The organism is Iodidimonas gelatinilytica (assembly GCF_008579125.1).
In the GTDB taxonomy this organism is placed as follows: domain Bacteria; phylum Pseudomonadota; class Alphaproteobacteria; order Sphingomonadales; family Rhodothalassiaceae; genus Iodidimonas; species Iodidimonas muriae.
Window position 1 is genome coordinate 264,457 of the sequence record NZ_BKCL01000003.1, and the last position, 25,199, is coordinate 289,655.

25 protein-coding genes and 5 pseudogenes are annotated in these 25,199 nt (G+C 56.8%); 5 read left to right on the forward strand and 25 right to left on the reverse strand.

Annotation, left to right across the window (positions count from 1 at the left end; all coding sequences use genetic code 11):
- From JCM17844_RS06085 to JCM17844_RS17190, 12 genes and pseudogenes are all read right to left on the reverse strand, one after another.
- Positions 1-702, reverse strand: coding sequence for a tetratricopeptide repeat protein (locus JCM17844_RS06085; RefSeq protein WP_150000124.1), 702 nt, complete (start codon positions 700-702; stop codon positions 1-3).
- On the reverse strand, positions 699-1,145 hold the full coding sequence (ccmI, locus tag JCM17844_RS06090; RefSeq protein ID WP_210431465.1) for a c-type cytochrome biogenesis protein CcmI: 447 nt from the start codon (positions 1,143-1,145) through the stop codon (positions 699-701). Before ccmI ends, JCM17844_RS06085 begins: the two co-directional genes overlap by 4 nt.
- Positions 1,142-1,657 (reverse strand): cytochrome c-type biogenesis protein, encoded by a 516-nt coding sequence (locus JCM17844_RS06095; protein ID WP_210431466.1) that lies wholly within the window; start codon positions 1,655-1,657, stop codon positions 1,142-1,144. Before JCM17844_RS06095 ends, ccmI begins: the two co-directional genes overlap by 4 nt.
- On the reverse strand, positions 1,654-2,181 hold the full coding sequence (locus JCM17844_RS06100) for a DsbE family thiol:disulfide interchange protein (protein ID WP_150000126.1): 528 nt from the start codon (positions 2,179-2,181) through the stop codon (positions 1,654-1,656). The genes JCM17844_RS06095 and JCM17844_RS06100 overlap by 4 nt, the downstream gene beginning before the upstream one ends.
- A gap of 16 nt (positions 2,182-2,197) precedes the next feature.
- Positions 2,198-4,191 (reverse strand): annotated as a pseudogene (locus JCM17844_RS06105) (heme lyase CcmF/NrfE family subunit).
- Positions 4,188-4,673, reverse strand: coding sequence for a cytochrome c maturation protein CcmE (ccmE, locus tag JCM17844_RS06110; protein WP_150000127.1), 486 nt, complete (start codon positions 4,671-4,673; stop codon positions 4,188-4,190). Before ccmE ends, JCM17844_RS06105 begins: the two are co-directional and overlap by 4 nt.
- A complete protein-coding gene (gene ccmD, locus JCM17844_RS06115) occupies positions 4,670-4,873 on the reverse strand; it encodes a heme exporter protein CcmD (RefSeq protein WP_150000128.1) in 204 nt (67 codons plus the stop codon). The genes ccmE and ccmD overlap by 4 nt, the downstream gene beginning before the upstream one ends.
- Positions 4,870-5,619: a heme ABC transporter permease gene (locus tag JCM17844_RS06120; RefSeq protein WP_150000129.1), complete on the reverse strand. Its 750-nt coding sequence runs from the start codon at positions 5,617-5,619 to the stop codon at positions 4,870-4,872. Before JCM17844_RS06120 ends, ccmD begins: the two co-directional genes overlap by 4 nt.
- Before the next feature lie 165 nt (positions 5,620-5,784).
- On the reverse strand, positions 5,785-6,453 hold the full coding sequence (gene ccmB, locus JCM17844_RS06125; protein WP_150000130.1) for a heme exporter protein CcmB: 669 nt from the start codon (positions 6,451-6,453) through the stop codon (positions 5,785-5,787).
- Positions 6,454-6,459: 6 nt separating this feature from the next.
- Positions 6,460-6,648: a hypothetical protein gene (locus JCM17844_RS14570; protein WP_210431494.1), complete on the reverse strand. Its 189-nt coding sequence runs from the start codon at positions 6,646-6,648 to the stop codon at positions 6,460-6,462.
- A 60-nt stretch (positions 6,649-6,708) separates the two neighbouring features.
- Positions 6,709-6,825, reverse strand: a pseudogene (locus JCM17844_RS17185) (hypothetical protein); the annotation flags it as partial.
- A gap of 29 nt (positions 6,826-6,854) precedes the next feature.
- Positions 6,855-7,166, reverse strand: a pseudogene (locus JCM17844_RS17190) (ABC transporter ATP-binding protein); the annotation flags it as partial.
- A gap of 640 nt (positions 7,167-7,806) precedes the next feature.
- On the opposite strand from JCM17844_RS17190, the pseudogene acnA reads away from it, so the two are divergent.
- From acnA to JCM17844_RS06145, 3 genes and pseudogenes are all read left to right on the forward strand, one after another.
- Positions 7,807-10,498, forward strand: a pseudogene (gene acnA, locus JCM17844_RS17195) (aconitate hydratase AcnA).
- Positions 10,499-10,628: 130 nt separating this feature from the next.
- On the forward strand, positions 10,629-11,282 hold the full coding sequence (locus JCM17844_RS06140; RefSeq protein ID WP_150000131.1) for a DUF481 domain-containing protein: 654 nt from the start codon (positions 10,629-10,631) through the stop codon (positions 11,280-11,282).
- Positions 11,279-11,767: a DUF481 domain-containing protein gene (locus JCM17844_RS06145; RefSeq protein ID WP_210431468.1), complete on the forward strand. Its 489-nt coding sequence runs from the start codon at positions 11,279-11,281 to the stop codon at positions 11,765-11,767. Before JCM17844_RS06140 ends, JCM17844_RS06145 begins: the two co-directional genes overlap by 4 nt.
- A gap of 43 nt (positions 11,768-11,810) precedes the next feature.
- Here JCM17844_RS06145 and JCM17844_RS16460 read toward each other — a convergent pair whose 3' ends face one another.
- The 13 genes from JCM17844_RS16460 to JCM17844_RS06200 form a co-directional block, all read right to left on the reverse strand.
- Positions 11,811-12,914, reverse strand: coding sequence for an efflux RND transporter permease subunit (locus JCM17844_RS16460; RefSeq protein ID WP_210431495.1), 1,104 nt, complete (start codon positions 12,912-12,914; stop codon positions 11,811-11,813).
- Positions 12,887-13,915 carry an efflux RND transporter permease subunit gene (locus tag JCM17844_RS16465; protein ID WP_210431469.1) on the reverse strand — a complete coding sequence of 343 codons (1,029 nt, stop codon included), beginning with the start codon at positions 13,913-13,915 and terminating at the stop codon, positions 12,887-12,889. Before JCM17844_RS16465 ends, JCM17844_RS16460 begins: the two co-directional genes overlap by 28 nt.
- 5 nt (positions 13,916-13,920) lie before the next feature.
- Complete coding sequence (locus JCM17844_RS16470) at positions 13,921-14,937, reverse strand: efflux RND transporter permease subunit (protein WP_210431470.1); 1,017 nt, start codon at positions 14,935-14,937, stop codon at positions 13,921-13,923.
- Between the two features lie 26 nt (positions 14,938-14,963).
- Positions 14,964-16,163 carry an efflux RND transporter periplasmic adaptor subunit gene (locus JCM17844_RS06155; RefSeq protein ID WP_210431471.1) on the reverse strand — a complete coding sequence of 400 codons (1,200 nt, stop codon included), beginning with the start codon at positions 16,161-16,163 and terminating at the stop codon, positions 14,964-14,966.
- Between the two features lie 112 nt (positions 16,164-16,275).
- Positions 16,276-17,010: a ZIP family metal transporter gene (locus tag JCM17844_RS06160; RefSeq protein ID WP_150000133.1), complete on the reverse strand. Its 735-nt coding sequence runs from the start codon at positions 17,008-17,010 to the stop codon at positions 16,276-16,278.
- A 204-nt stretch (positions 17,011-17,214) separates the two neighbouring features.
- Positions 17,215-17,943 (reverse strand): DUF1223 domain-containing protein, encoded by a 729-nt coding sequence (locus JCM17844_RS06165; RefSeq protein WP_150000134.1) that lies wholly within the window; start codon positions 17,941-17,943, stop codon positions 17,215-17,217.
- Between the two features lie 90 nt (positions 17,944-18,033).
- Positions 18,034-18,936, reverse strand: a complete 903-nt coding sequence (gene argB, locus JCM17844_RS06170) for an acetylglutamate kinase (RefSeq protein WP_150000135.1) — start codon at positions 18,934-18,936, stop codon at positions 18,034-18,036.
- 120 nt (positions 18,937-19,056) lie between these two features.
- Entirely contained in the window at positions 19,057-19,737 is a 681-nt protein-coding gene (gene yihA, locus JCM17844_RS06175; RefSeq protein ID WP_150000136.1) for a ribosome biogenesis GTP-binding protein YihA/YsxC, read from the reverse strand.
- A complete protein-coding gene (gene yidC, locus JCM17844_RS06180) occupies positions 19,734-21,467 on the reverse strand; it encodes a membrane protein insertase YidC (protein ID WP_150000137.1) in 1,734 nt (577 codons plus the stop codon). The genes yihA and yidC overlap by 4 nt, the downstream gene beginning before the upstream one ends.
- Positions 21,464-21,757: a membrane protein insertion efficiency factor YidD gene (yidD, locus tag JCM17844_RS06185; RefSeq protein ID WP_150000138.1), complete on the reverse strand. Its 294-nt coding sequence runs from the start codon at positions 21,755-21,757 to the stop codon at positions 21,464-21,466. Before yidD ends, yidC begins: the two co-directional genes overlap by 4 nt.
- Positions 21,754-22,296, reverse strand: a complete 543-nt coding sequence (gene rnpA, locus JCM17844_RS06190) for a ribonuclease P protein component (RefSeq protein ID WP_210431472.1) — start codon at positions 22,294-22,296, stop codon at positions 21,754-21,756. The genes yidD and rnpA overlap by 4 nt, the downstream gene beginning before the upstream one ends.
- A 105-nt stretch (positions 22,297-22,401) precedes the next feature.
- A complete protein-coding gene (gene rpmH / locus JCM17844_RS06195) occupies positions 22,402-22,536 on the reverse strand; it encodes a 50S ribosomal protein L34 (protein WP_150000139.1) in 135 nt (44 codons plus the stop codon).
- A gap of 43 nt (positions 22,537-22,579) precedes the next feature.
- A complete protein-coding gene (locus JCM17844_RS06200) occupies positions 22,580-22,759 on the reverse strand; it encodes a hypothetical protein (RefSeq protein WP_150000140.1) in 180 nt (59 codons plus the stop codon).
- A gap of 167 nt (positions 22,760-22,926) precedes the next feature.
- On the opposite strand from JCM17844_RS06200, the gene JCM17844_RS06205 reads away from it, so the two are divergent.
- Together JCM17844_RS06205 and JCM17844_RS06210 are read left to right on the forward strand one after the other, a co-directional pair.
- Positions 22,927-23,700, forward strand: a complete 774-nt coding sequence (locus tag JCM17844_RS06205; RefSeq protein WP_150000141.1) for a TVP38/TMEM64 family protein — start codon at positions 22,927-22,929, stop codon at positions 23,698-23,700.
- 70 nt (positions 23,701-23,770) lie between these two features.
- Positions 23,771-25,197 (forward strand): annotated as a pseudogene (locus JCM17844_RS06210) (dihydrolipoyl dehydrogenase family protein).
- The last annotated feature ends 2 nt before the right edge of the window (positions 25,198-25,199 follow it).

A 25,199-nucleotide genomic window follows, 5' to 3' on the forward strand; every position in this document is an offset into this window, starting at 1 on the left:
TTATCTCGACAGAGTATTCAGGTGACGGTCGATTTCTTCGAGGCGATCCGGCGGTGCAATGCTGCGCGCCCGGTCCAGCGCGTTCCTCGCGCTCTCCTCATCTCCTAGAACCATATACGCTTTGGCCAGTTGAAGCCAACCCTCAAAATCATTGGGCCGGGCTTCCAATTTGGCGGCAAGCCGGTCCACCATGCCGGTAATCATGGCAGTGCGCTCGTCTTCAGACATTTGGGACGCCGCATCAATACTGGCGGCATCAAGGGCGGGAAGCCCGCTTTGTTCGCCCTGTCTTGCAAGGGATTGGCGCTGTTCAAGCACCGCTTCCAGCCGGGCTACACGGGCGCTTAGATCAGCCCGCCAAGGGGCGTCGTCGGGGCTGTTTGCCAAAAGATCGCTCCAACGCGCGAGGGCTTCACGGGGGCGATCATTTTGCAGCAATCCCAAGCCCACATAATAATGGGCGGTGGCATTCTGGGGATCGCGGTTCAGCGCCCGCGCAAAGGCCAGATCGGCGGCAGGCGTGATGCGGCCTTCGGCAACCGAAATCAACGCCTCGCCAAGCCGGGCCTGAAGCTCGGCATCATCGGGGGCAAGCCGGACGGCTTGTGTATAGGCGCGCACAGCGCGTTGTGGCTGGTCGGCGCGAAAGGCTGTGCGCCCCAACAAGACCCATCCGTCCAGACGGTCAGGCTGATCTTTCAAACGCGCTTCCAATTGATCGAGCAGAGTGGCGATATCAGGTCCGCCATCGGCGGTGGCGGACTGGGCAATGGCGGTTGCCGATGGAGCGGGGCGCTTTTGGTGCCCGGTGCACCCAGATGCCGGTATAGCGGATAAGACAGGGCCAAAAGAACGGCCACCCCCATCAAAATGGCAAAGGGATGGGAAGCACTTTGCCGGGTGCTCTCGCTATATTTTGGGCTGTCCAGCGCCAAGATCCGCCGTTCAATCTCGATCCGGGCGGCGCGGGCTTCTTCGGCACCGATCAATGCGCGGTTCTGGTCTGCTTCCAGTTCTGATAATTGCTGGCGATAAATGGCCAGATCACCGGCTTTCCGGTCTCCTGATCGTGGGGTACGGAACAGGGCAAAGGCGGTAAGAGCCAAGGCGCAGGCCGCCATGCCGAGAAAAACAAACAGGGTCAAGTCTGGCCTCCTTCTTGATCCAGCAGGGCAGCCAGTCGGGTCTTTTCTTCCTCGCTCAAGGGAAGGGGCTCTATGGATGTTTTGCGGCGGACACCTTTTGCCCTGATCCATAAGCCGGTCAATGTGGCCAATAACAGGAATGGCGGGAACACCCATAGGGCAAGGGTGCGCAGATTGAACGGCGGCTTGAGCAAGACCCAGTCCCCATAACGCGCCACCAGAAAGGCTTCCACCTGATCGCGGTCTTTGCCCAAAGCCACCTGTTGGCGCACCAGTACGCGCAAATCGCGGGCCAGATCCGCATTGGAATCTTCAATGGACTGGTTCTGGCAAACAAGGCAGCGGATGCCCGCCATGATTTCCCGTGCCCGGGCTTCTTTTTGCGGATCGGCAAGGGGGGTATCGTCCACCGCCACCGCTTGGGCGGTAAACGGCAGGACAAAAAGCAGCACGGCCATCAGGCGTATACTCTGGGCAAAGCCGAAGCGCATATTGTGCCAGCCCCGGATCATTGTGCGCTTGCCTTTTCGATCACGGCGCGCAGCTCTGCGCGGTTTTGCGGTAAAATCGGCCCGATCTGTTTGTATAAAATGCGGCCATCTCCGGAAATCACGTAGCTTTCCGGCACCCCGTAAACGCCGAAATCAATGCCCACACGGCCATCCCGGTCTGAACCGATCTGTTTATAGGGATTGCCCAATTCTCCCAAAAACGCGAGGGCGTCTTCCGGATCGTCTTTATAATTCAGGCCAAAAATCGTCAGACCTTCGCGGGCCAGATCCATCAAAAAGGGATGCTCGATGCGGCATGGTGCGCACCATGAGGCAAAGACATTCACCAGCACCACATCGCCCGATGCCAGATCGGTATTGGAAAGGCCCGCGCCTTTGCTCCACAAGGGCGGCAGGTCAAAGGAAGGCACCGGCTGATCGATCAAGGCAGAGGGAATGTCGCGCGGTTTCAGGCTTAGGCCCACAGCGAGTGCGGCTGCAAGGGCGGCAAAGACGATCAGCGGCACCCAAACAATGGGACGCATGGGCGGCACTCCTTTCCTATTCAGCGGGGTCCATGAGCGGTTTTTGGGGAAGGCTTTTGGCCTTGCGCTTTGGGGCTCCCACCCGCAAGCGTCGGTCGCTCAAAGAAAAGGCCCCGCCCAGTACCATCAGGCATACACCCAGCCAGATCCACGAAATCAACGGTTTGAAATAAAGCCGCGCCGACCACCGGCCATCCCCGTCGGGATCGCCCACCACCGCATAAAGATCGCCCCCGATCAGCGGGTAAATGGCCGCTTCGGTGGTTTCCATGGGCGGAGAAGAGAAGCTGCGCTGCTCTGGATAGAGATCGGTAAGAAATGCACCATTCTTTTGCACTGAAAACTGGCCGCGAACGGCGGTGTAATTGGGGCCGGCCACCGGCTCTACGCCTTGAAAGGTCATGTCATAGGCGCCAACGGCTACCGTATCGCCGGGGGCCAGAAGAACCAGTTTTTCAACCGTCCAGCTTTCCGATGCGGTGATGCCGAACACCAAGATACCAAGCCAAGATGGGCCAGCCACATGCCCCAAACGCCGCGCGGCAGGCCGAAAAGGCGGCGCAGGGCCTTTGCGAAGGGGGTCCGGCCTATTTGGGCTTTTTGCGCCATATCCACCGCAATGGCTCCCAAAAGCCATCCCGCCAGACCAAAGCCCGCAAAGGCCATCACCGGCCCCGCGCCCCAGATCATCCAAGCCAGCAAGACCGCAATAAATGCCGTTCCGATGGCTGGCCATAAAAGCTTCGCCGCGCGGCTTAGATTGCCGCGTTTCCATGCAAGCAAAGGCCCAAAGCCAAGGGCAATCAGCAATAGCGACATCAATGGCACGAAGCTGATCTCAAAAAAGGGCGGGCCTACAGAAACTTTGGCCCCGGTCAGCGTGTCGAGAAATAGCGGATAAAGCGTGCCCACAAACACCACCGCCGCGGCAATGGACAACAGCACATTATTGAGCACCAAAGCCCCTTCGCGGCTGATGGGGGCAAAGAGTCCGCCCGGCTCCAAGGCTTGGGCGCGCCATGCATAAAGTGCCAGCGAGCCGCCAATGGAGACGCCCAGCAAGATCAGAATGAACACGCCCCGTTCGGGATCAACGGCAAAGGCATGGACCGAGGTCAAAACGCCGGAGCGCACAAGGAAGGTGCCAAGCAGGCTCATGGAAAAGCTGAGAATGGCCAAAAGAACGGTCCAGCGTTTTAAAGCGTCGCGCTTTTCCATCACAATGGCGGAATGTAAAAGCGCTGTCGCTGCAAGCCACGGCATGAAGCTGGCATTTTCCACGGGGTCCCAAAACCACCAGCCACCCCAGCCCAGTTCGTAATAGGCCCACCATGATCCCAAGGCGATGCCGGCCGACAGGGCCATCCATGCCAGCAAAACCCAGGGTCGCACCCAACGCGCCCAAACCGGTCCCAAGCGCCCTTCAATGAGCGCCGCCACGGCAAAGGAAAAGGCCACCGACAGACCCACATAGCCCAAATATAAAAGCGGCGGGTGAAAGGCCAGACCGGGATCTTGCAGCAAAGGATTGAGGCCGCGCCCTTCCAAGGGGGCAGGCAACAACCGTTCAAACGGATTGGAGGTGAACAGCATGAACAGCAAAAATGCCACGGCGATCATCGCCTGCACCGAGAGCACCCGTGCCCGAAAGCTTGGGGGAAGGGCGCGGCCAAACAGCGCCACAAGGCTGCCAAACAGTGTCAGGATCAGCACCCACAAAACCAGCGAGCCTTCGTGATTGCCCCACACGCCGGAAATTTTATAAAGCACAGGCTTCAGGCTATGGGAATTTTCCGCCACATTCAGCACGGAAAAATCCGATACCAAATAGGCGTGCATCAAGGCGGCGAAGGCGATGGCGACAAACAGGAATTGGCCCAGCATCAAAGGCCCGGAGAGCGCTATCAGGCGGCCATTGGTGCGGGCCGCCCCATAAAGCGGCACAGTGGCGGCAATCACGCCCAAAAGCAGCGCCAGAATCAGTGCAAAATGGCCAATTTCAGGGATCATGGCGTTTTTCCCGAAGGGGTGGTGCCATCGGGATGTCCACGTTCCTTGATGGCGTCATAGACCTCTTTTGGCATATAGGTTTCATCATGCTTGGCCAACACCCGGTCGGCAATGAACAGCCCGTTTTCATCCAAACGGCCATCGGCAATGATGCCCTGACCTTCCCGGAACAGATCCGGTAAAATGCCCGTATAGCGCACCATCAGGGCGTTTTCACCATCACTAACGGAAAAACGCACGCTCATCCCGTCGGGCAGCTTTACCAGCGAATCTGTTTCTACCAGCCCTCCCAAGCGGAAGGCCCGCCCCGGCTCAGGGGCTTCATCGGCCACATCGCTGGGGAGCCGGAAATATAAAAGCTGCTCGTCCAGCGCGCGAAAAATCAGAAAAGCCGCCAGCGCCAATGTCAGCAAAGCCAGCACCGTCAACCAAAAGCGTCGGCGCTTGCGAGTCCAGGCTTTTTGTCCGCGCAGGGCTGTCATGGCTGTCCCTTTGAAGATGGGCCAAGGGTGGCGCCGGGGCGGCGACGCGGTTGGGCGGCCTTCAAGGCATCGGCCCGATGGCTGCGTGTTTTCTGTGTCCGCCAGCTCATAATGCCAAGCCCCAAAAGCACGATCAGAACAAGGCCATAGCAAGCCCAGATATAGGCTCCATAGCCGCCCATGGAGAGAAAATCATTCATGGCTGCTCTTCTTTCGGAGAGGCGGATCGGGGGGCTTCCCCGGCATAGCGCAACGCATTGAGACGGATCGCGGCCAATTCACCCTTTATCCGCCACAAAAACACCGTGAAGAAATAGAACTGGAAGGCGGCCAGCATCACATAAAGCGGTGGTCTCATGCTGGGGTCGATGCTTGGCCCATCGGCGCGAAACAGGCTGGCGGGCTGGTGCAAGGTGGTCCACCAGTCCACGGAAAATTTGATGATAGGGATGTTGATCACCCCCACAAGAGCCAGAATAGCCGCAGCCCGGGCAGCTTTCGAGCGATCCTCGAAGGCTCCCCAAATGGCCATATAGCCAAGATAAAGGAAAAACAGCACCAGCACCGAGGTCAGCCGTGCATCCCACACCCACCATGCGCCCCACATGGGCTTGCCCCATAAAGATCCGGTGACCAGCGCAAGGCCGGTAAAGGCAAGGCCGATGGGGGCCGCCGCTTTGCCGGCCACATCCGCTAAAGGGTGTCGCCATACAAGGGTGGAAAACCCTGCCGCGGCGACAACCATATAGCAAAACAGGGCCATATAGGCGCTGGGCACATGGATATACATGATGCGCACCGTGTCGCCTTGCTGATAATCGGCAGGGGAGGCCACAAGCGCCAGATACAACCCCACGGCCAAAAGCCCCACGGTCAAAGGCAGGGTGAGGGGCAGGATTTTATCTGCCAGCCGGATAAAACGGGCCGGATTCGCAAACCAGTGCATGATCTGTGCTCTACCCTTCCAAATGGCCGCCCGCAACAAAATGCGGCAGGGTGCGGCATGATGGCTCTGTTTTTCTTATCGTGCCAATATAGGCTCTTCTTTGCATGCTGCCAGCGTCATTCCAAAGTCGGATGCAAAGCGTGGTCTTCATTCTAGCGCCAAGTTTCACTCAAGTGCGAGGCGCAAGGCACCGCCGGCTGCCAGCGGGCCCAAAACCGCGAAGATCAGGCTCAGGCTCCCCAGAAAGGACATATTGGCCGATACCGATCCAAGGCCGGAAACAGCCTCTACCGCCCCTACGCCGAAGATCAATGTGGGGATATAAAGCGGCAGTACCAGAAGCGCAATCAAAGCCCCGCCGCGCCGCACCGCCACAGCAAGGGCAGCGGCGGCGGCCCCGATCAGGCTAAGAGCCGGGGTGCCGATCAGCAAAGCAAGCAAAGCCACGCATATGCTGGCTCCATCCAAATGCAGCATCAGCCCGAAGAGCGGCGATAAAATCACCAAAGGCAGCAACATGGACAGCCAATGGGCCAGCGCTTTCGCCAGCGCCACCAAAGATAAAGGCAAGGGGCCCAATGTTAGCGAGTCCAGCGAGCCATCCTCGAAATCGGCTTGAAACATCCGGTCCAGCGATAGCAGCGCTGCCAAAAGCGCGGCGATCCACAAAACCCCGCCAGCGATGCGCGCCAGTATTTCAGCATCAGGCCCCACACCAAAGGGGAACAGGCTGATGGTGATGGCGTAAAAGGCGATGACCAATCCCGCCGCGCCGCCCTGCGCATAGCCAAGGCGCATATCGCGCAGGATCAGCGAGAAGAAAGCAGCCAGCATGACCGGTCAGTCCTCGAAAGCCAAAAGGGGATCATGGGCCATATGCTGTGCCTCTGGTTGGAAATCGCGCAGATCAAGGCTTGCCCCGTCCACGCCAAGGGGTGTGTGGGTGGCGATCACCGCCATGCCGCCGTTTTGCACATGGGTCTGGATCAGGCCCGTCAATCGATGCTGATTGTCGCTATCCAGCGCCACAGTGGGTTCATCCAGCAGCCATAAGGGGCGCGGAGCCACCAATAGCCGCGCCAAAGACACCCGTCTTTGCTGTCCGGCGGATAAGGCCCCGACCGGCAGATGCGCCAGAGCTTCAAGGTCCAGAGCTTCCAGCTTGCCTCCAGCCGGTCCTCTGCGCCGCCCAGATAACGCGCCCAAAAGCGCAGATTGTCGGTTACGGAAAAGGCCGCTTTCATGCCGGAGCTATGGCCCACATAATGCACCTGTTCCGATAATCCGGCCCCGGATGGGGGAACGGCCATGCCGCACCAGAAAAGCTGGCCTGCTTCTGGACGCGATAATCCGGCCAAAAGGCGCAACAGGCTGGTTTTGCCGCTGCCATTGGGGCCGCGCAAGATCAGGATCCGGCCACGCTCAAGGGAAAAGTCCAGCCCGGCAAATAACAAGCGCTGCCCGCGCCGGCAGGCCAATGCCTGTGCGTTCAGGGTGGCGCGCGCCTCCGGTGACGGCGTGGGGTGTTTGGTTGGATGAAGCATCATGGCCGCACCATAAGCCAAGGATCGGCGCGCGCCTATAGCCCTTCGCGATGACCGGTTGATTTGGATGAGGGGTCGTCTGGTTTAGAAGGTGCGCACGGCGATCACCACCAGCCCCGCCACCATGGCGCTATAGGCGATAAACCACAGATAGGTGATCAAACGACTTAAGGGGGTTAGTGTGTTACGATGAAACATGAAAACCTCCTAAATGGCTATTTTCAAAGTTCTGACGACCAAAGGACGGCCCGCAATATAAAGGGCAGTCAGCCACCGGATTATGGCCGGCGTCAGACCATTCCAAGTCAATTGCACGACTTTATCTGGTGTTTGGGAGGCTCACATTCACTGCACAGTTGATTGTGAGCCATGTGAAACCTTTGAAGGTGGAGAAAGAAGGAGGGTGGAGTTGAATCTGTAGTTTTTGGGCGAAATACAGGCTATTTTGCCCCTTGCGCTTTTCTGAAAAGGGCAGAAATTGGTGGTAAGAGAACACAATGCGCGTGAGTGCCATGCGATAACCCTTGAGGCGCGCCCGGATTTTTTGCATTAACATAGAGAAATTTACTCTCGGCAAGTTCAGCCCGTAACGCGCCCATCGATCTATAAAGCGCGTTCGTCCTTTCAAATATCAGGAGGCACCATGTCCACCGTTGGTCGCGATACCATGTCCACCCGCGATACGCTCACCGCTAATGGCAAGGAATACACATTCTTTTCCTTGAAGAAGGCGGCGGAAAAAATTGGCGATGTGTCGCGCCTGCCATTTTCCTTGAAGGTGCTTTTGGAAAATATGCTGCGCTGTGAAGACGGCAAAACCGTCACCACCGATGATGTGAAAGCGGTGGCCGACTGGTTGAAAGAACGCCGTTCGGATCGGGAAATCGCCTATCGTCCGGCCCGCGTTTTGATGCAGGATTTCACCGGCGTTCCGGCGGTGGTGGATCTGGCGGCCATGCGCGGCGCCATGAAAGCCCTGGGTGGTGATCCGCAAAAGATCAATCCGCTGGCCCCTGTCGATCTGGTGATCGACCATTCGGTGATGGTGGATGTGTTTGGCACCGATGATGCCTTCAAGCGCAATGTGGATATGGAAATGAAGCGCAATAAGGAACGATACGAGTTCCTGCGCTGGGGCCAGCAGGCTTTCGATAATTTCCGCGCCGTTCCGCCGGGAACCGGCATTTGTCATCAGGTGAATCTGGAATATTTGGGTAAAACCGTCTGGACCAATGAAATCGACGGTACGCTTTATGCTTATCCCGATACGGTGGTGGGCACCGATAGCCACACCACCATGATCAACGCTCTGGCGGTTCTGGGTTGGGGCGTGGGCGGCATTGAAGCCGAAGCGGCCATGCTGGGCCAGCCCATTTCCATGCTGATCCCCGAAGTGATCGGCTTTAAAATCACCGGTCGCCTGCCCGAAGGGGCCACCGCCACCGATCTGGTGCTGACGGTGACACAAATGCTGCGCAAAAAAGGCGTGGTGGGCAAATTCGTCGAATTCTATGGCGATGGCCTGACCCACATGCCGGTGGCCGATAAAGCCACCATTTCCAATATGGCCCCTGAATATGGCGCCACTTGCGGTTTCTTCCCCATCGATCAAAGCACTTTGGATTATCTGGATTTCACCGGGCGCGGCGATGACACCGTGGCGCTGGTGGAAGCCTATGCCAAGGCGCAGGGGATGTGGCATGATGAACAATCGCCGGACCCTGAATTTACCGACACGCTGGAGCTGGATCTTTCCACGGTGGTGCCTTCCATCGCCGGTCCCAAGCGCCCGCAAGACCGCGTGTTGCTCACAGAAGCCGCATCGGCTTTTGGCAATGAACTGAACGGCACCTTCAAAAAGGGCGATGAAGCCGACAAGCGTGTTGCCGTTGAAGGGGAAGATTTCGATATTGGCCACGGCGATGTGGTGATCGCCGCCATCACAAGCTGCACCAATACCTCGAACCCTTCGGTGATGCTCGCCGCAGGTTTGGTGGCGCGCAATGCGCTGGCCAAAGGCTTGAAGGTGAAGCCCTGGGTCAAAACCTCTTTGGCCCCCGGCAGCCAAGTGGTTACCGATTATCTGGAAAAAGCCGGTTTGCAAGACGATCTGGATGCCTTGGGCTTCAATCTTGTGGGCTATGGCTGCACCACCTGTATCGGTAATTCCGGCCCGCTGCCGCCTGCCATTTCAAAGGCTGTCAATGCCGCTGATCTGGTGGCCTGCTCGGTCCTTTCGGGCAACCGCAATTTTGAAGGGCGCGTCAATCCCGATGTGAAGGCGAATTATCTGGCCTCGCTCCATTGGTGGTGGCCTATGCCATTGCCGGATCAATGAAAGTGGATCTGATGAACGATCCCTTGGGCACCGATAAAGATGGCCAGCCTGTCTATTTCAAAGACATTTGGCCCAGCACCAAAGAAGTGGAAGAGGTGGTGCGCGCAGCCGTCACCCCGGCCCAGTTCAAGGAACGCTATGCCGATGTGTTCGCTGGCGATGAACAATGGCAGGCCATCAAGGTCACGAAGGGGCTGACCTATGAATGGAACAATGACAGCACCTATGTGCAAAATCCGCCCTATTTCGATGGCATGACAGCCACGCCCGACACCATCACCAACATCAAGGGCGCACGGATGTTGGCGCTTTTGGGCGATTCGGTCACCACCGATCATATTTCTCCTGCAGGGTCCATCAAGGCTGATAGCCCGGCCGGGAAATATCTGACCGAGCATGGTGTGGACCGGACCGAATTCAACTCTTATGGGTCCCGGCGCGGCAATCATGAAGTGATGATGCGCGGCACCTTCGCCAATATTCGCCTGCGCAATCTGATGGCGCCGGGCACTGAAGGCGGTGTGACGGTGCATTATCCGTCTGGCGATCAGATGCCCATCTATGATGCGGCCATGGCCTATGCCGAAAATGATACGCCATTGGTTGTTGTGGCGGGCAAGGAATATGGCACCGGCTCCAGCCGCGATTGGGCAGCCAAGGGCACACGCTTGTTGGGTGTGCGTGCGGTGATTGTTGAATCCTTTGAGCGCATCCATCGCTCCAATCTGGTGGGCATGGGCGTGTTGCCTTTGCAGTTCAAGGATGGCCTGACCGCAGAAAAGCTGGGCCTCAAAGGCACCGAGCAGTTTGATATTACCGGCATCGAAGGGGGATCAAACCGCGTCAGGATGTGGCTTGCACCATCCATTATGCAGATGGCAGCACCAAGGATGTGACCTTGTTGTGCCGCATCGATACGGTGGATGAAGTGGGTTATTTCGAAAATGGCGGCATCTTGCATTATGTGCTGCGCCGTTTGGCCAGCAAGGCCGCCTGATCGATTTCGGTTTTCAGATTCTGAAGGGCGCCTTTCGGGGCGCCCTTTTTTAATGACAGATTGCCCGCAGAACCGGCTTCGCCTATGGTGCGCGGGATGTTTTGTTTGACAACTTTCAAGCGGGTTATTCATGTCGCGCGCCTCTCTTTTTGCTCTTCTTTCCACGGTTCCCCTGTTCATTGCCAATTCGGCCGTAGCCGACCGGGTGCATCTTGCCGATGGCAGCCTGATCGAGGGAACGTTGGTGGAAGCGGCAGGGGGACGCTTGCGCTTTGAAACCACCTTTGCCGGGATGATTGAGATTGATCTGGAGGCACTTGCAGGGCTTGAAAGCGATCATATTGTCATTGTGTCTTTGACAAGTGGCGATCGGCTGGTGGGCCGTTTGGCGTTTGACAAGCAGCAGGGCCAAGGCCTTTCCAGTGCCAGTTTGGGGCGCTTGTCCATCCGGTTCGATGATGTTGCCGCCCTGTGGCTTGAAGGCGCACAAAGTCCGGAAGAGCTTGCTTTGCAAGAGATTGAAGAGGCGCAGGCGCGCCAGATCGCCGAGTTGGAAGAACAGCACAGCCAGGAAGTGGCGCAATTGGAAAGGGCGCTCGTTACTCCTGAAAAAGCCTGGAGTGGGCGCACACAGCTTGGTCTATCCGGGGCGCGGGGCAATACGGACCGCGTGGCGCTGAACGGCAAGGCCTCAACCCGGCGCGAAACCGATTTTGACCGTCTCGACCTATCCTTGGCTGGCGCTTTGCTCGGGAAAACGGGAAAGAAACGGAAAATGAGGTGATCGGCGAAACCCGGTTGGAACGCGATTTCTCCGAGAGCTGGTTTGCCTTTGGCGGATTGGTGCTGGAACAGGATGAATTCGAGGATCTGGATCTGCGTAGCGTCCTTACCGCCGGGACCGGGGTGTTTTTCATTCAGGAAGAAAAGCAGCAGCTAAAAGCCCGCTTCGGTATCGGTTATCAGGTGGAAGCCTTCCAGAATGCACCCAATGAGGAAGAAGCGATTTTGTCTTTGGGCTATGAATATCGCATCCAGCTCAATGGCCGTTTGTTGTTCACCCATGATCTGATTTATCTGCCCAGCTTCAATGATCCGGTGGATGATTTCCGCGTTGAAAGCAATGCGGCGCTGGATATTCCGGTGACCGAAAGCAAGGCGTGGAGCGTGCGTATCGGGGTGCGCAATCAATATGACAATACGCCGGTATCCGGGAATGAAAAGCTGGATACCTTCTATACGCTGAGTCTTGGCTATAATTTTCAGTAAAGGCAGGCCACCGTGGGGGAAAGCCCCCGCGACGGCTTATCGGTTATTCGGCGGGGTTGGTGGCGCTCTTGTGGGCCTGACCCAGCTTGGCTTGCTTGTCCCCGGTCCATAGACCTTTCATGAAGCGCTTCATATCCTCGCCCAAGCCATAAAGAGCCGGGACCAAGAACAATGTCACGAAGGTGGCCAGCAACACCCCGAAGGCAAGGGCAACCACGGTGGGTTTCAAGAACTGCGCCTGTGTGGAGCGTTCCAGCATCATGGGAACCAGCCCGATAAAGGTGGTGACAGAGGTGAGCAGGATAGGCCGGAAACGGGCAACCCCTGCTTCCACGAGGGCATCGAAGGCTCCCACTCCTTTTTCGCGCAGGCGTCCGATATAATCCACCAGCACCAGATTGTCGTTCACCACAACACCAGCGGCTGCGGCCAGCCCGAAATAAGAGAACAGGGCCATGGGCATGCCTAGCAAAAGATGCCCCAAAACCGCACCCATGAAGCCGAAGGGGATGGCCGTCATCACCAAAAGTGGCAGGAAGTACGACCGGAAAGCCACGGCGATCAGGGCGTACATCACGAACAGGGCGATCCCTTCAAGAGCCAGAATTTCGGCCATGAACTTCGCCTGACCTTCTGCTTGGCCGATTTCGCCACGGCTGATGCCGGGGAACCGCTTTTCCCATTGCGGATAAAAATTGGTGCGCAGATCTTCATAGATTTGTTCGCGGACTTCGTTGGACAATTCGGCGCTGATGACTGCCGAGCGCTGCCGTTCGCGTCGGTCAATGCGCTTGAGGCCCGGTTTGTAACTGATGTCGGCCACCGTGAACAAAGGCACCTCGCGGCCATCATTGGTGCGCAGTCTGAAATCCGAGAGGCTGTCGATGGAACGACGGGTGTTTGAGGGATAGCGAACGAACACTTTTACATCATTGCCATCGCGGGGCAGTCTTTGCACCTCTTCGCCATAATAGGCCTGGCGCACCTGGCGGGTCACATCGGCCAGCGTGAACCCAAGCTCACGGGCGCCGGGTTTCAGCTCGAATTGCAGCTCTTCCATGGCCGTTTGCAATGAATCGCGGATATTGAACACCTCATCATAGGTGCCAAGCTGCGCTTTCAGGTCATCCACCGCGGCCCGCAACATATCCAGATCCGGATGATTGATGGCAAGCTCAATCTCTGGCTGGCTTTGGTTGAGCGTATAGCCACTTCCAGATTTTCTGCATCGGGGATTTCGCCGATCAATATGCGCAGCCGGTCGGCCGCTTCTTTTGCCGACATGTCGCGCATTTCTGCAGGGGCAAGGCGCACCAATGCCAGAACCGAATCGGCACGGGCGCGGGTGTACCAATTCTCTACCAGCTGGCTTTCTCCATCCGATGCGGCATTTACCTCGGCTTCCAGTTCTTTTTCTGCCTGCTGAAGCTGCGCCAGAATTTCCAGCGCCCGGTCATAGGGTGTGCCTTCGGGCAGGGTCACATTGACCGAGATTTGCTCGGATTCCACCTCTGGCATGAAGCTGAATTTCAGCCAGGACGAACTGGAAATCCCCACGGAAATGATAAATCCTGCCAGAAAGATGCTGGCTGTCAGGCCGCGCCGCCGCACCGCGGCTGCCAGCCAGCGCCGATAAGTGACCTGGGCAAAGCGGGTGATGGAACTGGCAATACGTTTCTGGAAGGTACCAAAGCGCCCCAGTTTCTCACGCGGTTTCATATGGCTCAGATGGGCCGGCAAGATGAACAGTGCTTCGATCAGCGAAAAGCTTAAAGCGGCGATGACGATGATCGAGATATGGCGGGTGAACTCCACATCTATCCCGGACAGAAACAGCCAGGGGGCAAACACGATCATCGTTGTGGCCACCGCATAAATCACCGGTTTTGCCACCAGTTGCGTGCCCAATATGGCCGCATCCAGACCGCCGCCGGTATTTTCGGCCTCTTCATGGATGTTTTCCCCCACAACGATGGCATCATCCACAACCACACCGATCACCAGCAGGAAAGCGAATAGCGACAGGAAATTCAGCGACACATCATTGGTGGGAAGGAAGATGAAAGCCCCGGCATAGGCGGTGGCAATGCCCACCGTCACCCACAGGGCCACCTTGGGCCGCAACGAGATGATCAACACCAGAAACACCAGAATCAGCCATAAAAGGCGGATTTGGAGATGGTTTCCATGCGGTCGTAATAGGCTTTGGATTCATCGGCATAAAGGGTCAGGGAAATGCCCTCCGGCATCCGCTCGCGGGCTTCTTCCAGATAGCCCAGAACCGATTTGGAGGTTTTGACCACATTCATTTCTTCCGCGGTCATCACCTGCACAAGAATGGCATGCTGGCCGTTAAGGCTGGCTTGAATGTCCACATCTTCAAAGCCGTCGATCACCAAAGCCACATCACCGACGCGGATGGTGCCGCCACCGGGGACCTGACGGATGATGATATTTTCAAAGTCCGTGCGGCTATCGGCCAGATTGCGTACCCGCAACTGCACATCGCCGGTGCTGGTGCGCACAGACCCTGCAGAGCGGTTGATGGAACTGCCCCGAATGGCCGTAGCCACTTCATCAAAGGTAAGGCCGTAGCGGCGCATGGCCTGCTCCGACAATTCAATGGAGACTTCCTCATTGCGCGCCCCGAACAGTTCAACGATGGAGACGCCGGGCAAAAGGGCCATTTCATCGCGGACTTTCTCAGCCGTGCGCTTCAAAAGGCGTTCATCCACATCACCGCTGACGCCCACCCTGATCAGCTCATTCCGGGTGAGAATCTCCCGCACACGCGGCGGTTCTATATCGCTGGGAAGGGTTGAGATGCCGTCGACCCGCAGCTTCACATCGTTGATGAAGCGGTCCATATCGACGCTGCGATCCGCCTCGATATAAACAAGGGCAACGCTTTCAGAAGCAATGGAGCGCACCCGGTCTATATTATCCAGATCCGATAATGATTCCTCGATGCGTAAAATGATTTGTTCTTCCACCTCTTGCGGGGCAGCACCGGGCCAGGCCACGGTCACTTCCACCCAATTGACGCGGAGCGTTGGCCAGACTTCGCGTTCCATATTGAAGAACGACATAGCCCCGGCAAGCATAATGCCGAACATCAGCAAATTGGCAGCAACGGTGTTTTTGGCCCACCAGGCGATCATGCGGTTCATGGCTTTTCCCCTTTATCCCCTGATGTTCAATTCACAGCTTCGGCGACTTTGGGTGCCTCTGCACGGCTTTCCAGCGTTTCCACTGCCATGCCTTCTCGTGCATTGCGCACAGGCGATGTGACAATCTTTTCACCGGCCGAAACACCGCTGGCCAATATCACCCGGTCTTCATTGGCCGACACCACGTCCACCGTGCGGATGGTCAGGGTGTTGTCATCGCGGACCACATAAACCTGATCCTTGCCGCGCAAGGCAGCGCGGGGGATGATCAAGGCATTTTCCAATGTGCGTCCTTCGATCTCGCCGGTGACAAACAATCCCACAGGCAAAGGTGTTCCATTGGAGCCGCCTGCCCCATAAGGATCGCGAATCTGTGCAATGGCATGCAAAAGGCGGGTGTCTTGATCAATGGCCGCATCGGTTCGCACAATGCGCCCTTCCCAGCGATGGGAACGTCCGGCAAGCTGGGATTTAAGGGCGACCTTTGGCGCTGTTTCGTAGTCGGAGGCCGCATAGGCAACGGGCACATTCAGCTCGGTGAATTCTTCGTCGGTCAGCGGCAAGCGCACTTCCACCACTTCGGTGGAGAAAACCCGGCCCAAGCGGGTGCCGACGCTGACATACTGCCCGACACCGGCGCTTTTTTCCCGAACGCGGCCACTGAAGGGAACGGAAATGCGGGTACGGGCCAGATCCAGCTTGGCTCGATCGAGCTGGGCTTTGGCTGATGCCAGATTGGCGCGGGCCTGCGCCACATGGGGGACTTTCAGGGCGAGGTCTGTGGGCTTGTCGGTAATTTCATCCCAGTCCCATTGTTTGCGGGCCACAGCTGCACGGGCCTCTTCCTGTGCCAGAACCAGTTCGGCATCGGCAACGCGGGCCTCGGCCTGAGTGACAGCGAACTCGTAATCTTCCGATTCGATCTGGATCAGCGTTTCATTGGCTTTGAAGATACCACCGCCTGCAAAGGCCGGGGCCACATGCACGATGCGGCCACTCACCTGTGGGATCAGATCAATTTCGGTTTGCGATTCGATCGTCCCTTGGGTTTGAACCAGCAAGGTTGTGGGTTCTTGCCGAACCGTGGCTACCGCCAATGTGACGGGCCGGAGCACCGGGGCTTCGGTTTTTTCCGGCTTGGGCTGTGTCGCTTGTAAAATGATGAACCCGGCGATGCCGAGGCCAAGTACGAAAATTGGCGTCATCACAATGAGAAACTTTCTCATGCGTGGTCTCCTCGCTGTGGCACCCCGATTTTTCTTTAAGATCGGTTGGTGCGGGGAATTCCCCGTTATGGCTGTCCCTCTATGTATCTCTTAGATATATATCGAATGTCAATTAGCTATGATGAAAAAGTTGCATCAAGACCATGATCGACAAGCCTCCGAAAAAGGCGAAGGCGCTGCCCCGGCGGTTGGTGTGCTCCACATGGGGCACCAGATGCGAGGCCCCCACATAAAGGAGCGCACCGCCGGTGACGGCCAGAATGCTGCCCAAGGGCACCCCGGATAATTGCGAGATGAAGGGGAGGCTTATGGCTGTGCCCAGGGGGGTGGTGGCCGCGGCTGCGAAAAAGGCGGTGATCATGGCGCGGTGCGGCGAAAATCCCCCGCGCAATAGCAGGACAAAGGCGATAATGCCTTCGGAAAATTCATGTAGAACCAAGCCAAAGACGGCGGTCACTCCGGTAAACACATCCACGGAAAAAGCCGCCGAATAGCTTAGGCCATCGCTAAACGAATGAAGGGCGATCCCAAAAATCGGGATCAGCGCCATGGCCCGTTTGTCCATATGGCTGGTACCGTTTTTGTGCGCGGAAAGAAGTCCCAGACAATACATCAGCACATAACCCGCAAGAACCAATAGAGGGGCCATTTGCCCGACCATGGACAGGGCTTTGGGAATGACTTGAAGAATGGCGGCGCCGATCAGAAACCCTGCGGCAAAGGCTGCGAACAGCACGCTGTTTTTATTGCCCCAGGCTTCATAATGACGAATGACCAAAAGGCCGCCAAGATTGACAAGGGCGGCAAGCATGCTGAAAGCCAGCGCAAAAGAAGAGCTATCCATCATCGGGCACGCCCAAACAGTATGTTATATTATATCATTGATAAAGGCTGTAGCAATCCAGCGCAGAAATTTCCAGTCTCCAATTCCGACCAAGAGATATTCTTCGCTCTGTGCGACTCGCCAAAGAGCGTTTCAAGGTCAGGACTCTTCGGATGACCGCAAGAAAAGCCCATCAGAATTGCAACAACAGGAAGGCTGTGGGGGGGCTCAGCTATTGGATGTGGAGAGAGCAATGCGGGCCGCGCCGATGATTGGGCCGTTTTCACCGTCTGCATGGAGCAAAATTGCCAGATGGTCGGCGCCGGATTGGGCGGCATCGGCTACATGCACCTCGAAGGTTTTGCCTTCGCCAGTCCAAAGGCCAAGCTTTTCCGTGTGCCTGACCAGATTATCATACTCCAGTGTCTTGCCGCGATTCTCGCCTTCGGAAATGGAGACGGAGGCGCGGGCGCTATAGAACACCGCGGTTACATGCACATTTTCGGCTCCGGCCAGTTGTTGGGGGAGGGCAATGATGCAGGTCTCGTCTTTTTGGCGGATAGACAGATCAAGATCGGCGCGGGGCAGATCACGGGCACGTGCAATATGATGCACCACATCCTTGCGCCGTGACCCTACGGTCTGGAAGCGTCCGTCGATGATCATTTGTGGCGTATAAACGCCGGGCTCGCCCATTTGCTCATTATAGGCGCGTTGATAATGCGTAAAATCGGCTTGGGCAAAGCTGTCGGCCCATCCCAGATAATTCCAGTAATCGACCGGCCAACTGAGAGCGAGAATCTCTTTTTCCCCGGCCAGTTCCGCAAGAAACTCATGAGCGGGGGGGCAATTGGGGCAGCTTTGGCTTGAAAACAGTTCAACAACCGTCAAGCGGTCTTCGGCGTGAACCGGAAGAGCGAAAAGCAAAAACGCTGATATAATAATTCGTTTGAACATATCCGTACTATAAGGACGGATATTTGTAACGTTCCAATCACCAACGCGCGATCATGAGAGAAAACCTCAAGGCGCGTACACGCCTCTTTATTACGGGGCGCGAATCAAGGTGCCAACACCCTTTTCGGTGAATGCTTCCAACAAAGGTGCATGGGGAACGCGGCCATTCATGATAACGGATGCCGCCACACCGTTTTCTACAGCCGATAGACAGGTTTCAACTTTGGGAATCATGCCGCCATGGATCACGCCCGTGGCGATCATCTCGCGCGCCGCATCATGGGACACCTCGGCAAGATGGCGTTTGTCGCCATCCAATATGCCCTCCACATCGGTCAGCAACAAAAACCGTTCGGCATTCAGGGCTTCGGCCACGGCACCGGCCATGGTGTCGGCATTGATATTGAAGGTTTCGCCATTTTCACCCAAGCCGATGGGCGCGATCACGGGAATGAGCCCGGCGGCAATGAAGCGGGTGAGAACGCTGCCATCAACCGTTTCCGGCTCGCCCACAAAGCCAAGATCAAGCACGTCTTCGATATGGCTGTCGGGACGGCGTTTGGTGCGGCGCACGGCCCGCGCCTTCACAAAACCGCCATCCTTGCCCGACAGGCCCACCGCCATGCCCCCGGCGCGGCTGATGGAGGCCACAAGGCCCTTGTTGATGGAACCGGACAGCACCATTTCCACCACGCCCACCGTATCGGCATCGGTGACGCGCAAGCCGTCGATAAAGCTGCTTTTTATTTTCAGCCGGTCCAGCATGGCCCCGATCTGCGGGCCGCCCCCATGCACCACGACGATATTGATGCCCACCTGTTTGAGCAAAACCATATCTTCCGCAAAGCTGCGCTGGATGGCTTCATCGCCCATGGCGTGGCCGCCATATTTGACAACGAAGGTCTTGCCCGCATAGCGGCGCATATAGGGGAGCGCTTCCGAAAGAATGGCGGCTTTTTCGTGAAGCTGTTTTTGAAACTGGGTGTCGTCCATGCGGCGCTCTCGGATAGAAGAAATGAAGGGCTGTCCAGCCAAGTCTGCCAGCCCGATCAACTGGTCGGCCGGGACGGCGGAGCCGACCCTAGAATATTTTCCTGCCAATCGAAACCGGGATCAGGCCTTGGGACTGGCAAAAGCGGCAAGTTCGGCACGCAAACCTTCGATGCCGATGCCTTTTTCCGATGAGGTGGCGTGAACGCGGGGATGGCAGGCCACGAAGCGGCGGGCCTCTTGCGTTACCTCTTTATGGATACGGGCTTGCGCCGGCGTTTTCAGCTTGTCCAATTTGGTCAGAACGATTTGATAAGACACGGCAGCATCATCAAGCATTTTCATGATTTCGCGGTCATTGTCTTTCAGCCCGTGACGCGAATCCACCAGCACCATCACCCTTTGCAAGGGTTGCCGACCACGCAGATAATCGCGGATGGTGCCTGTCCATGCCTGAACCTTGGACCGCGATACCTTGGCATAGCCATAGCCGGGCAGATCCACCAGAATGAAGGACGCGGCCTCATCGCCCAACTGGAAGAAGTTCAGCTCTTGCGTCCGCCCCGGCGTGTTGGAGGTGCGGGCCAGGGTGTTGCGCCCTGTCAGAGCATTGATCAATGAGGATTTCCCCACATTGGATCGCCCGGCAAAGGCCACTTCCGGCAGCCCCGGCGGGGGCAGATGGTCCATGGTTGGCACCCCGCGTAAAAAGGTACACGGACCGGCGAACAACACTCTGCCCTGCTCGATGGCGGCGCTGCTGATATCCGGCAAGGGCGGATGTTCCGGGGATTCCGTACTCATGTGCTTGTCGGGGCCACACCGTGGCGGCGCATGATCATCCATTGCTGGGCCGCCGATAACACGGTGTTCCATGTCCAGTAGATCACCAGTCCTGCAGGGAACGAGGCCATGATGAACACAAACACAAACGGCATGGCCATCATCACTTTTTGCTGCATGGGATCACCCGCCGACGGGTTGAGCCGCATCTGGAAGAACATGGCCACGCCCATCAGCAAGGGCCATATGCCCACCGCCAAAAAGCTGGGCGGGTCCCAAGGGATCAGGCCGAACAGATTGGTCAGCAACATGGGATCAGCCACCGACAGATCCTGTACCCAGAAAAAGCCGGGCTGATGGCGCATTTCAATGGTGACGAACAGCACTTTATAGAGCGCAAAGAACACCGGAATCTGCGCGACCATAGGAAGACAGCCGGACAGCGGATTGATCTTTTCTTTTTTATACAGCTCCATCATTTCCTGTTGCAGCCGTGGCTTATCGTCCTTGTAGCGTTTTTGCAGCGCCTTCATCTTGGGCTGCACCGCTTTCATTTTGCTCATGGACACATAAGATTTGCTGGCCAGCGGGAAGAACAGGGCCTTGACGATCACCGTCAGTACCAGAATCGAGATGCCGAAATTGCCGAACAGGCCGTACAGGAAATCCAGCAGATAAAAGATCGGTTTGGTCAGGAAGATGAACCAGCCCCAATCAATGGCGCGGTCAAACAGCCGGATCTCATAGGCGTCTTCATAGCGCTGGATCACGTCCACTTCTTTGGCCCCGGCGAACAAGCGCACCGTAACGCTTTTGGTGCCCATTGCCGGGATCACCACTTCTTCTTCCAGATAATCCGCCTGATAGCGTACCGTGCCGCCGGTTCCTTGTACGAAGCGGCCTTTGAAGGGCACGGTTTGTTCAGGAATGATGGCGGTCATCCAGTATTTATCGGTCAAGCCCAGCCAGCCGCCCACGCTGTCATAAAGCGAGGGGCCATCTTCCTTGAGATCTTTATATTCGATCTCGTGCAGGCTGCCATCCAACACGCCCAAGGGGCCTTCATGGATCACAAAATACTTTGAAATATTGGGTTCGCCGCGGCGGCTGATCAGGCCATAAGGGGCCATGATGGCCGGGCTGTCCGTGGGATTGCGCACCGATTGGATGATGGTGAACATGAAATCCTTGTCCACCGCAATCTGCCGTTCAAACACCAGCCCTTGCGCGTTGGTCCACCGCAAAGTCACCGGATGATCGGGGGACAGCATGGTGTCGTCCGTTTCCCACTGTGTTGTGGGGCCGGGAACATCAAGACCCAGTTCCGGTCGGGCCGTCCAGCCGAAAGAGGCATAATAGGCATTGGCGCTTTTCGATGGATTGAGCAGCACGATCGGCTCGCCATCCTTGCCCACCTCAGTGGCGTAATCTTTCAGCGTCAGATCGTCGATAAAGCCGCCGGTGAGTGCAATGGACCCTTTGAGCCGCGGCGTTTCCAGATAAATCCTGCGGCCTGCCTGCAACGCCTGATCGCGGTCAAGACCCGTGCTTGCAGAGGACGGGGCTGCCAAGGCCGCATCGTCCATGCTTTGGGGGGCGGCGGCATGATCTTCAGGCGAGACCGACGTGGTTGGCTGCGCGGCATCAATCTGGGCGTTTTCCCTTTGCGGCTTGGCATAGAAAAAATCGAAGGCCAAAAGCACCAAAAGGGTCAGCCCCATGGCGGCAAGCAGGTTTTTCTGTTCGTTCATATACTCTTCACCGGCGTTTTGGACCATTTATCCGTCCGGTCAGGCCGGGATGGTGTATCGGAATGGTCATGGTCGGGCACAGGGTCATATCCAAAACCACCAAAGGGGTGGCAGCGGCCAATGCGCCTTATAGCCATCCAGCCCCCTCGCCGTCCACCATGACGACGCACGGCTTCGATGGCATAAGCGGAGCAAGTGGGTTGATAGCGGCATGACGGACCCAAAAGGGGCGACAGCACGAGCTGATAGGCTCGTACAAAGAAAATGAGACAATGACCCAAAAGGCTCATGGGGTTCTCCTGCGGGACACGCGATCCAAGGCCCGCCGTAGATCAGCCTCAAGGGCTTTATAAGGCCGCTTGACCGTTTGCGATCGGGCAATCAGCACATAATCCATCCCGGCTTCCGCTTCCACCGGGAATATGTGTGCGATCAGCGCCCGTAGCCGGCGTTTGGCACGGTTGCGGGCAACGGCATTGCCGACCTTTTTGCTGGCGGTGATGCCAAATCCCGTCGCGGGAACAGCAGGCGATGGCATGTCGCCTGAGGGTTTGCCTGTGGTATCCGTCGGGTTTTTCTGGCTGTGACGATGGGCGGCTTGCAAAACCAGACCGGGTTGAGCCGCCTTTATACCGCTTCGTGCAACCCGCAGATAATCACGGCGCTGTTTCAGGCCGATGATCTGTTTTTTTTTGGGCAAGGCCGGTTTTTGAGGGGGCGATGGTGCCGTTTTGGCCGAATCGCTGCCAGATTTTGGCGACATTTGTGGCTCCAACGACAAAACCGACCGCATGGAAGAGCGATCGGTATGGTCATTTTTGTCGGTCATGAGCCAGCCACTTCCATAAGATCAGGCCAAGCATTTGGCTGTAAAGCCGGCAGCCCGTGTCGTGCACTGATCGGCGCCGGATCGACGCTGAATGCGGCAACCGAATTAGGCAGAAAGGCGCTTACGGCCTTTGGAGCGACGGGCGCGCAGCACATTGCGGCCACCGACAGTGGCCATACGAGCGCGAAAACCGTGGCGGCGCTTGCGCACAATCTTGCTTGGCTGATAAGTCCGTTTCACGTTCTTTCTCCGTATATTGCGCAGCGATGGTGACGAGCGGCGCTCACAGCCATCGCTGTCGCACAGCCCTTGTGCCATGCGACGAAAATCCAAGGCGCGCTTGATAACCGGGCTTGGCGCTTTGAGTCAACTGAATTTCCTGCCCAATGGCCCATTTTGCCGTATTCACCGGCAATTCACGGAATGTATCCGCGAAATCACAGCCTTGTGTAAATGCTGGCAAGATCTTGCCATGACCCCATCTTCTAGGTCAACAAGGCAGCGAAATATCAGCAAGGACTGTAAATTGGACAGGACTTGCAGATAGATTTTGCGCGGTTAACGGACGGTCAACCGCCTTGTGTAGACTTTTATAGACTTTAACCAATCGTGCGACGTGAAGGAACGATAATGCCGAACTCACTCAATTCGACACAGGGCAACAAGAAAGCCAAGGGCTTTTCGGTCCGTCGGATTTTGCCGATTGTCATTTTGGCCGCCGTGATTGCTGCCGTTTATGCCTCGGGCGTTGGGGATTATGTGTCCTTTGCAGCACTCAGCGAAAATCTTGACATGCTGCAGTCTTTCGTAGCCGAGAATACAGTGGTCGCCTTGCTGGTGTTGGTGCTGTTTTATGCGGTTGGTACGGCGGTGTCGCTACCGGCAATGGGCATTGTAAGCATTGCATCGGGAGTGATCTTCGGCCTGTGGCTGGGGTTTTTCGGGGTGCTGATGGGCGCAACCCTTGGGGCGACGGCTATCTTCCTTATTGTGCGTACATCCCTGGGCGATGCCTTGCGGACAAAGGTGGGGCCTTGGCTCGGCAAGTTTGAAAGCGGCTTCCAGAAAGATGCTTTCAATTATCTTCTGGCCCTGCGTTTGGTGCCGGTATTCCCTTTCTGGGTACTGAATATTGCGCCGGCTTTGCTGGGTGTCCGTCTGAAATCCTATGTGGCGGCAACGGCCTTGGGTATCATTCCGGGGACATTTGTTTTTGTGTGGGTTGGAAAGGGTGCTGCGGAAACCATTCGCCTTGGCAATAAGGTGGATGCGACAGAATTGTTGTTCCAGCCCCATGTGATCGGCCCGCTTGTGGGGCTTGCCCTGCTGTCCCTGATCCCTGTGATCTTGCGCAAGATCCGGGGTGGACGGTCGGTCGGAACGCCAATCAACGGCGAATCTTGATCCCTTAAACGCAACTCCTCCATTTTCTCTTGCTTTGAATTCCGTTAGCAATATCGGAAAAGGAATTGTCATGACCAAATATATCGATACCGACATTCTTGTGATCGGCGCCGGATCGGGCGGATTGTCCGTTGCTGCGGGGGCTGTGCAGATGGGAGCCCGGGTGGTTCTGGTTGAAAAAGGCAAGATGGGCGGTGATTGCCTGAATTATGGCTGTGTCCCTTCAAAGGCCCTGCTGGCGGCCGGGAAAGCAGCCCATCATGCCGCCCATGCATCGGCCATGGGCACAACGGTTTCCGGCATATCGGTAGATTTCAAACAGGTCCATGATCATGTGCACCAGGTGATCGCCGGTATCGCGCCCCATGATTCGGTAGAACGGTTTGAAGGGCTGGGTGTGACCGTGATCAAGGGTCATGCGCGTTTTAAAGGCCACCGCGAGGTGGAGGCGGATGGCCATGTCATTCGCGCCAAACGCATTGTGGTGGCCACTGGCTCTTCGGCGCGGATTGTCCCCATCCCCGGTCTGGACGGCGTGCCATATCTCACCAATGAAACGGTGTTTGATCTGACCGAACGGCCAGAGCATTTGGTGATCATCGGCGCGGGCCCCATCGGCCTTGAAATGGCGCAGGCCTTCCGGCGTTTAGGGTCAAAGGTAACCGTGCTGGAGCGGTTCACCCCGCTCCCCAAGGATGATCCCGAACTTGCGGCCATCGTGCTTGAGAGCTTGAAGGATGAAGGCGTCGATCTCCGCTCGGATATCGAGGTGAAATCCGTTGCCTATGCGGCTGAAACCGGCCTTGTGGTGCAGGTGGAAAAGGATGGTGTCGCCAGCGAAATCAAGGGCACACATTTGTTGCTGGCTGCAGGGCGCGCGCCCAATGTGGCCGGGCTGGATCTGGAAAAAGCCGGGATTGCCTATAGCGAAAGAGGCATTTCCACCGATGCGCGGTTGCGCACTTCTAATAAGCGCGTTTTTGCCATTGGCGATGTGCGCGGCGGCCTGCAATTCACCCATGTGGCGGGATATGAAGCGGGGATTGTGATCCGCAATATCTTGTTCCGCTTGCCGGCCAAGGCCGATTATTCGGCGGTGCCGTGGGTCACCTATACCGATCCGGAATTGGCCCATGTGGGGCTGGATGAAGCACAGGCGCGGGAAAAATTCGGCGATAAGATCAAGGTGCTCAGCATTGATTATAAAGAGAGCGACCGGGCCCGTGCGGAAGGGGCGACCAAGGGGCGGGTGAAGCTGATTGTGAAATCGGGACGGCCCATCGGGGCGACGATTGTGGGCGCGCAGGCCGGAGAATTGATCCAGCTTTGGGCGTTGGCTATCTCGCAAAAGATGAAGGTTTCTGCCTTGCAGGGTATATCGCGCCTTATCCTTCCCTTGGTGAATTGAATAAAAGGGTGGCAGGCTCCTATTTTACAGATACATTGTTCAGCGAACGTACAAAAAAAATTGTCAGATTCATCCTCATGCTGGGGTAATC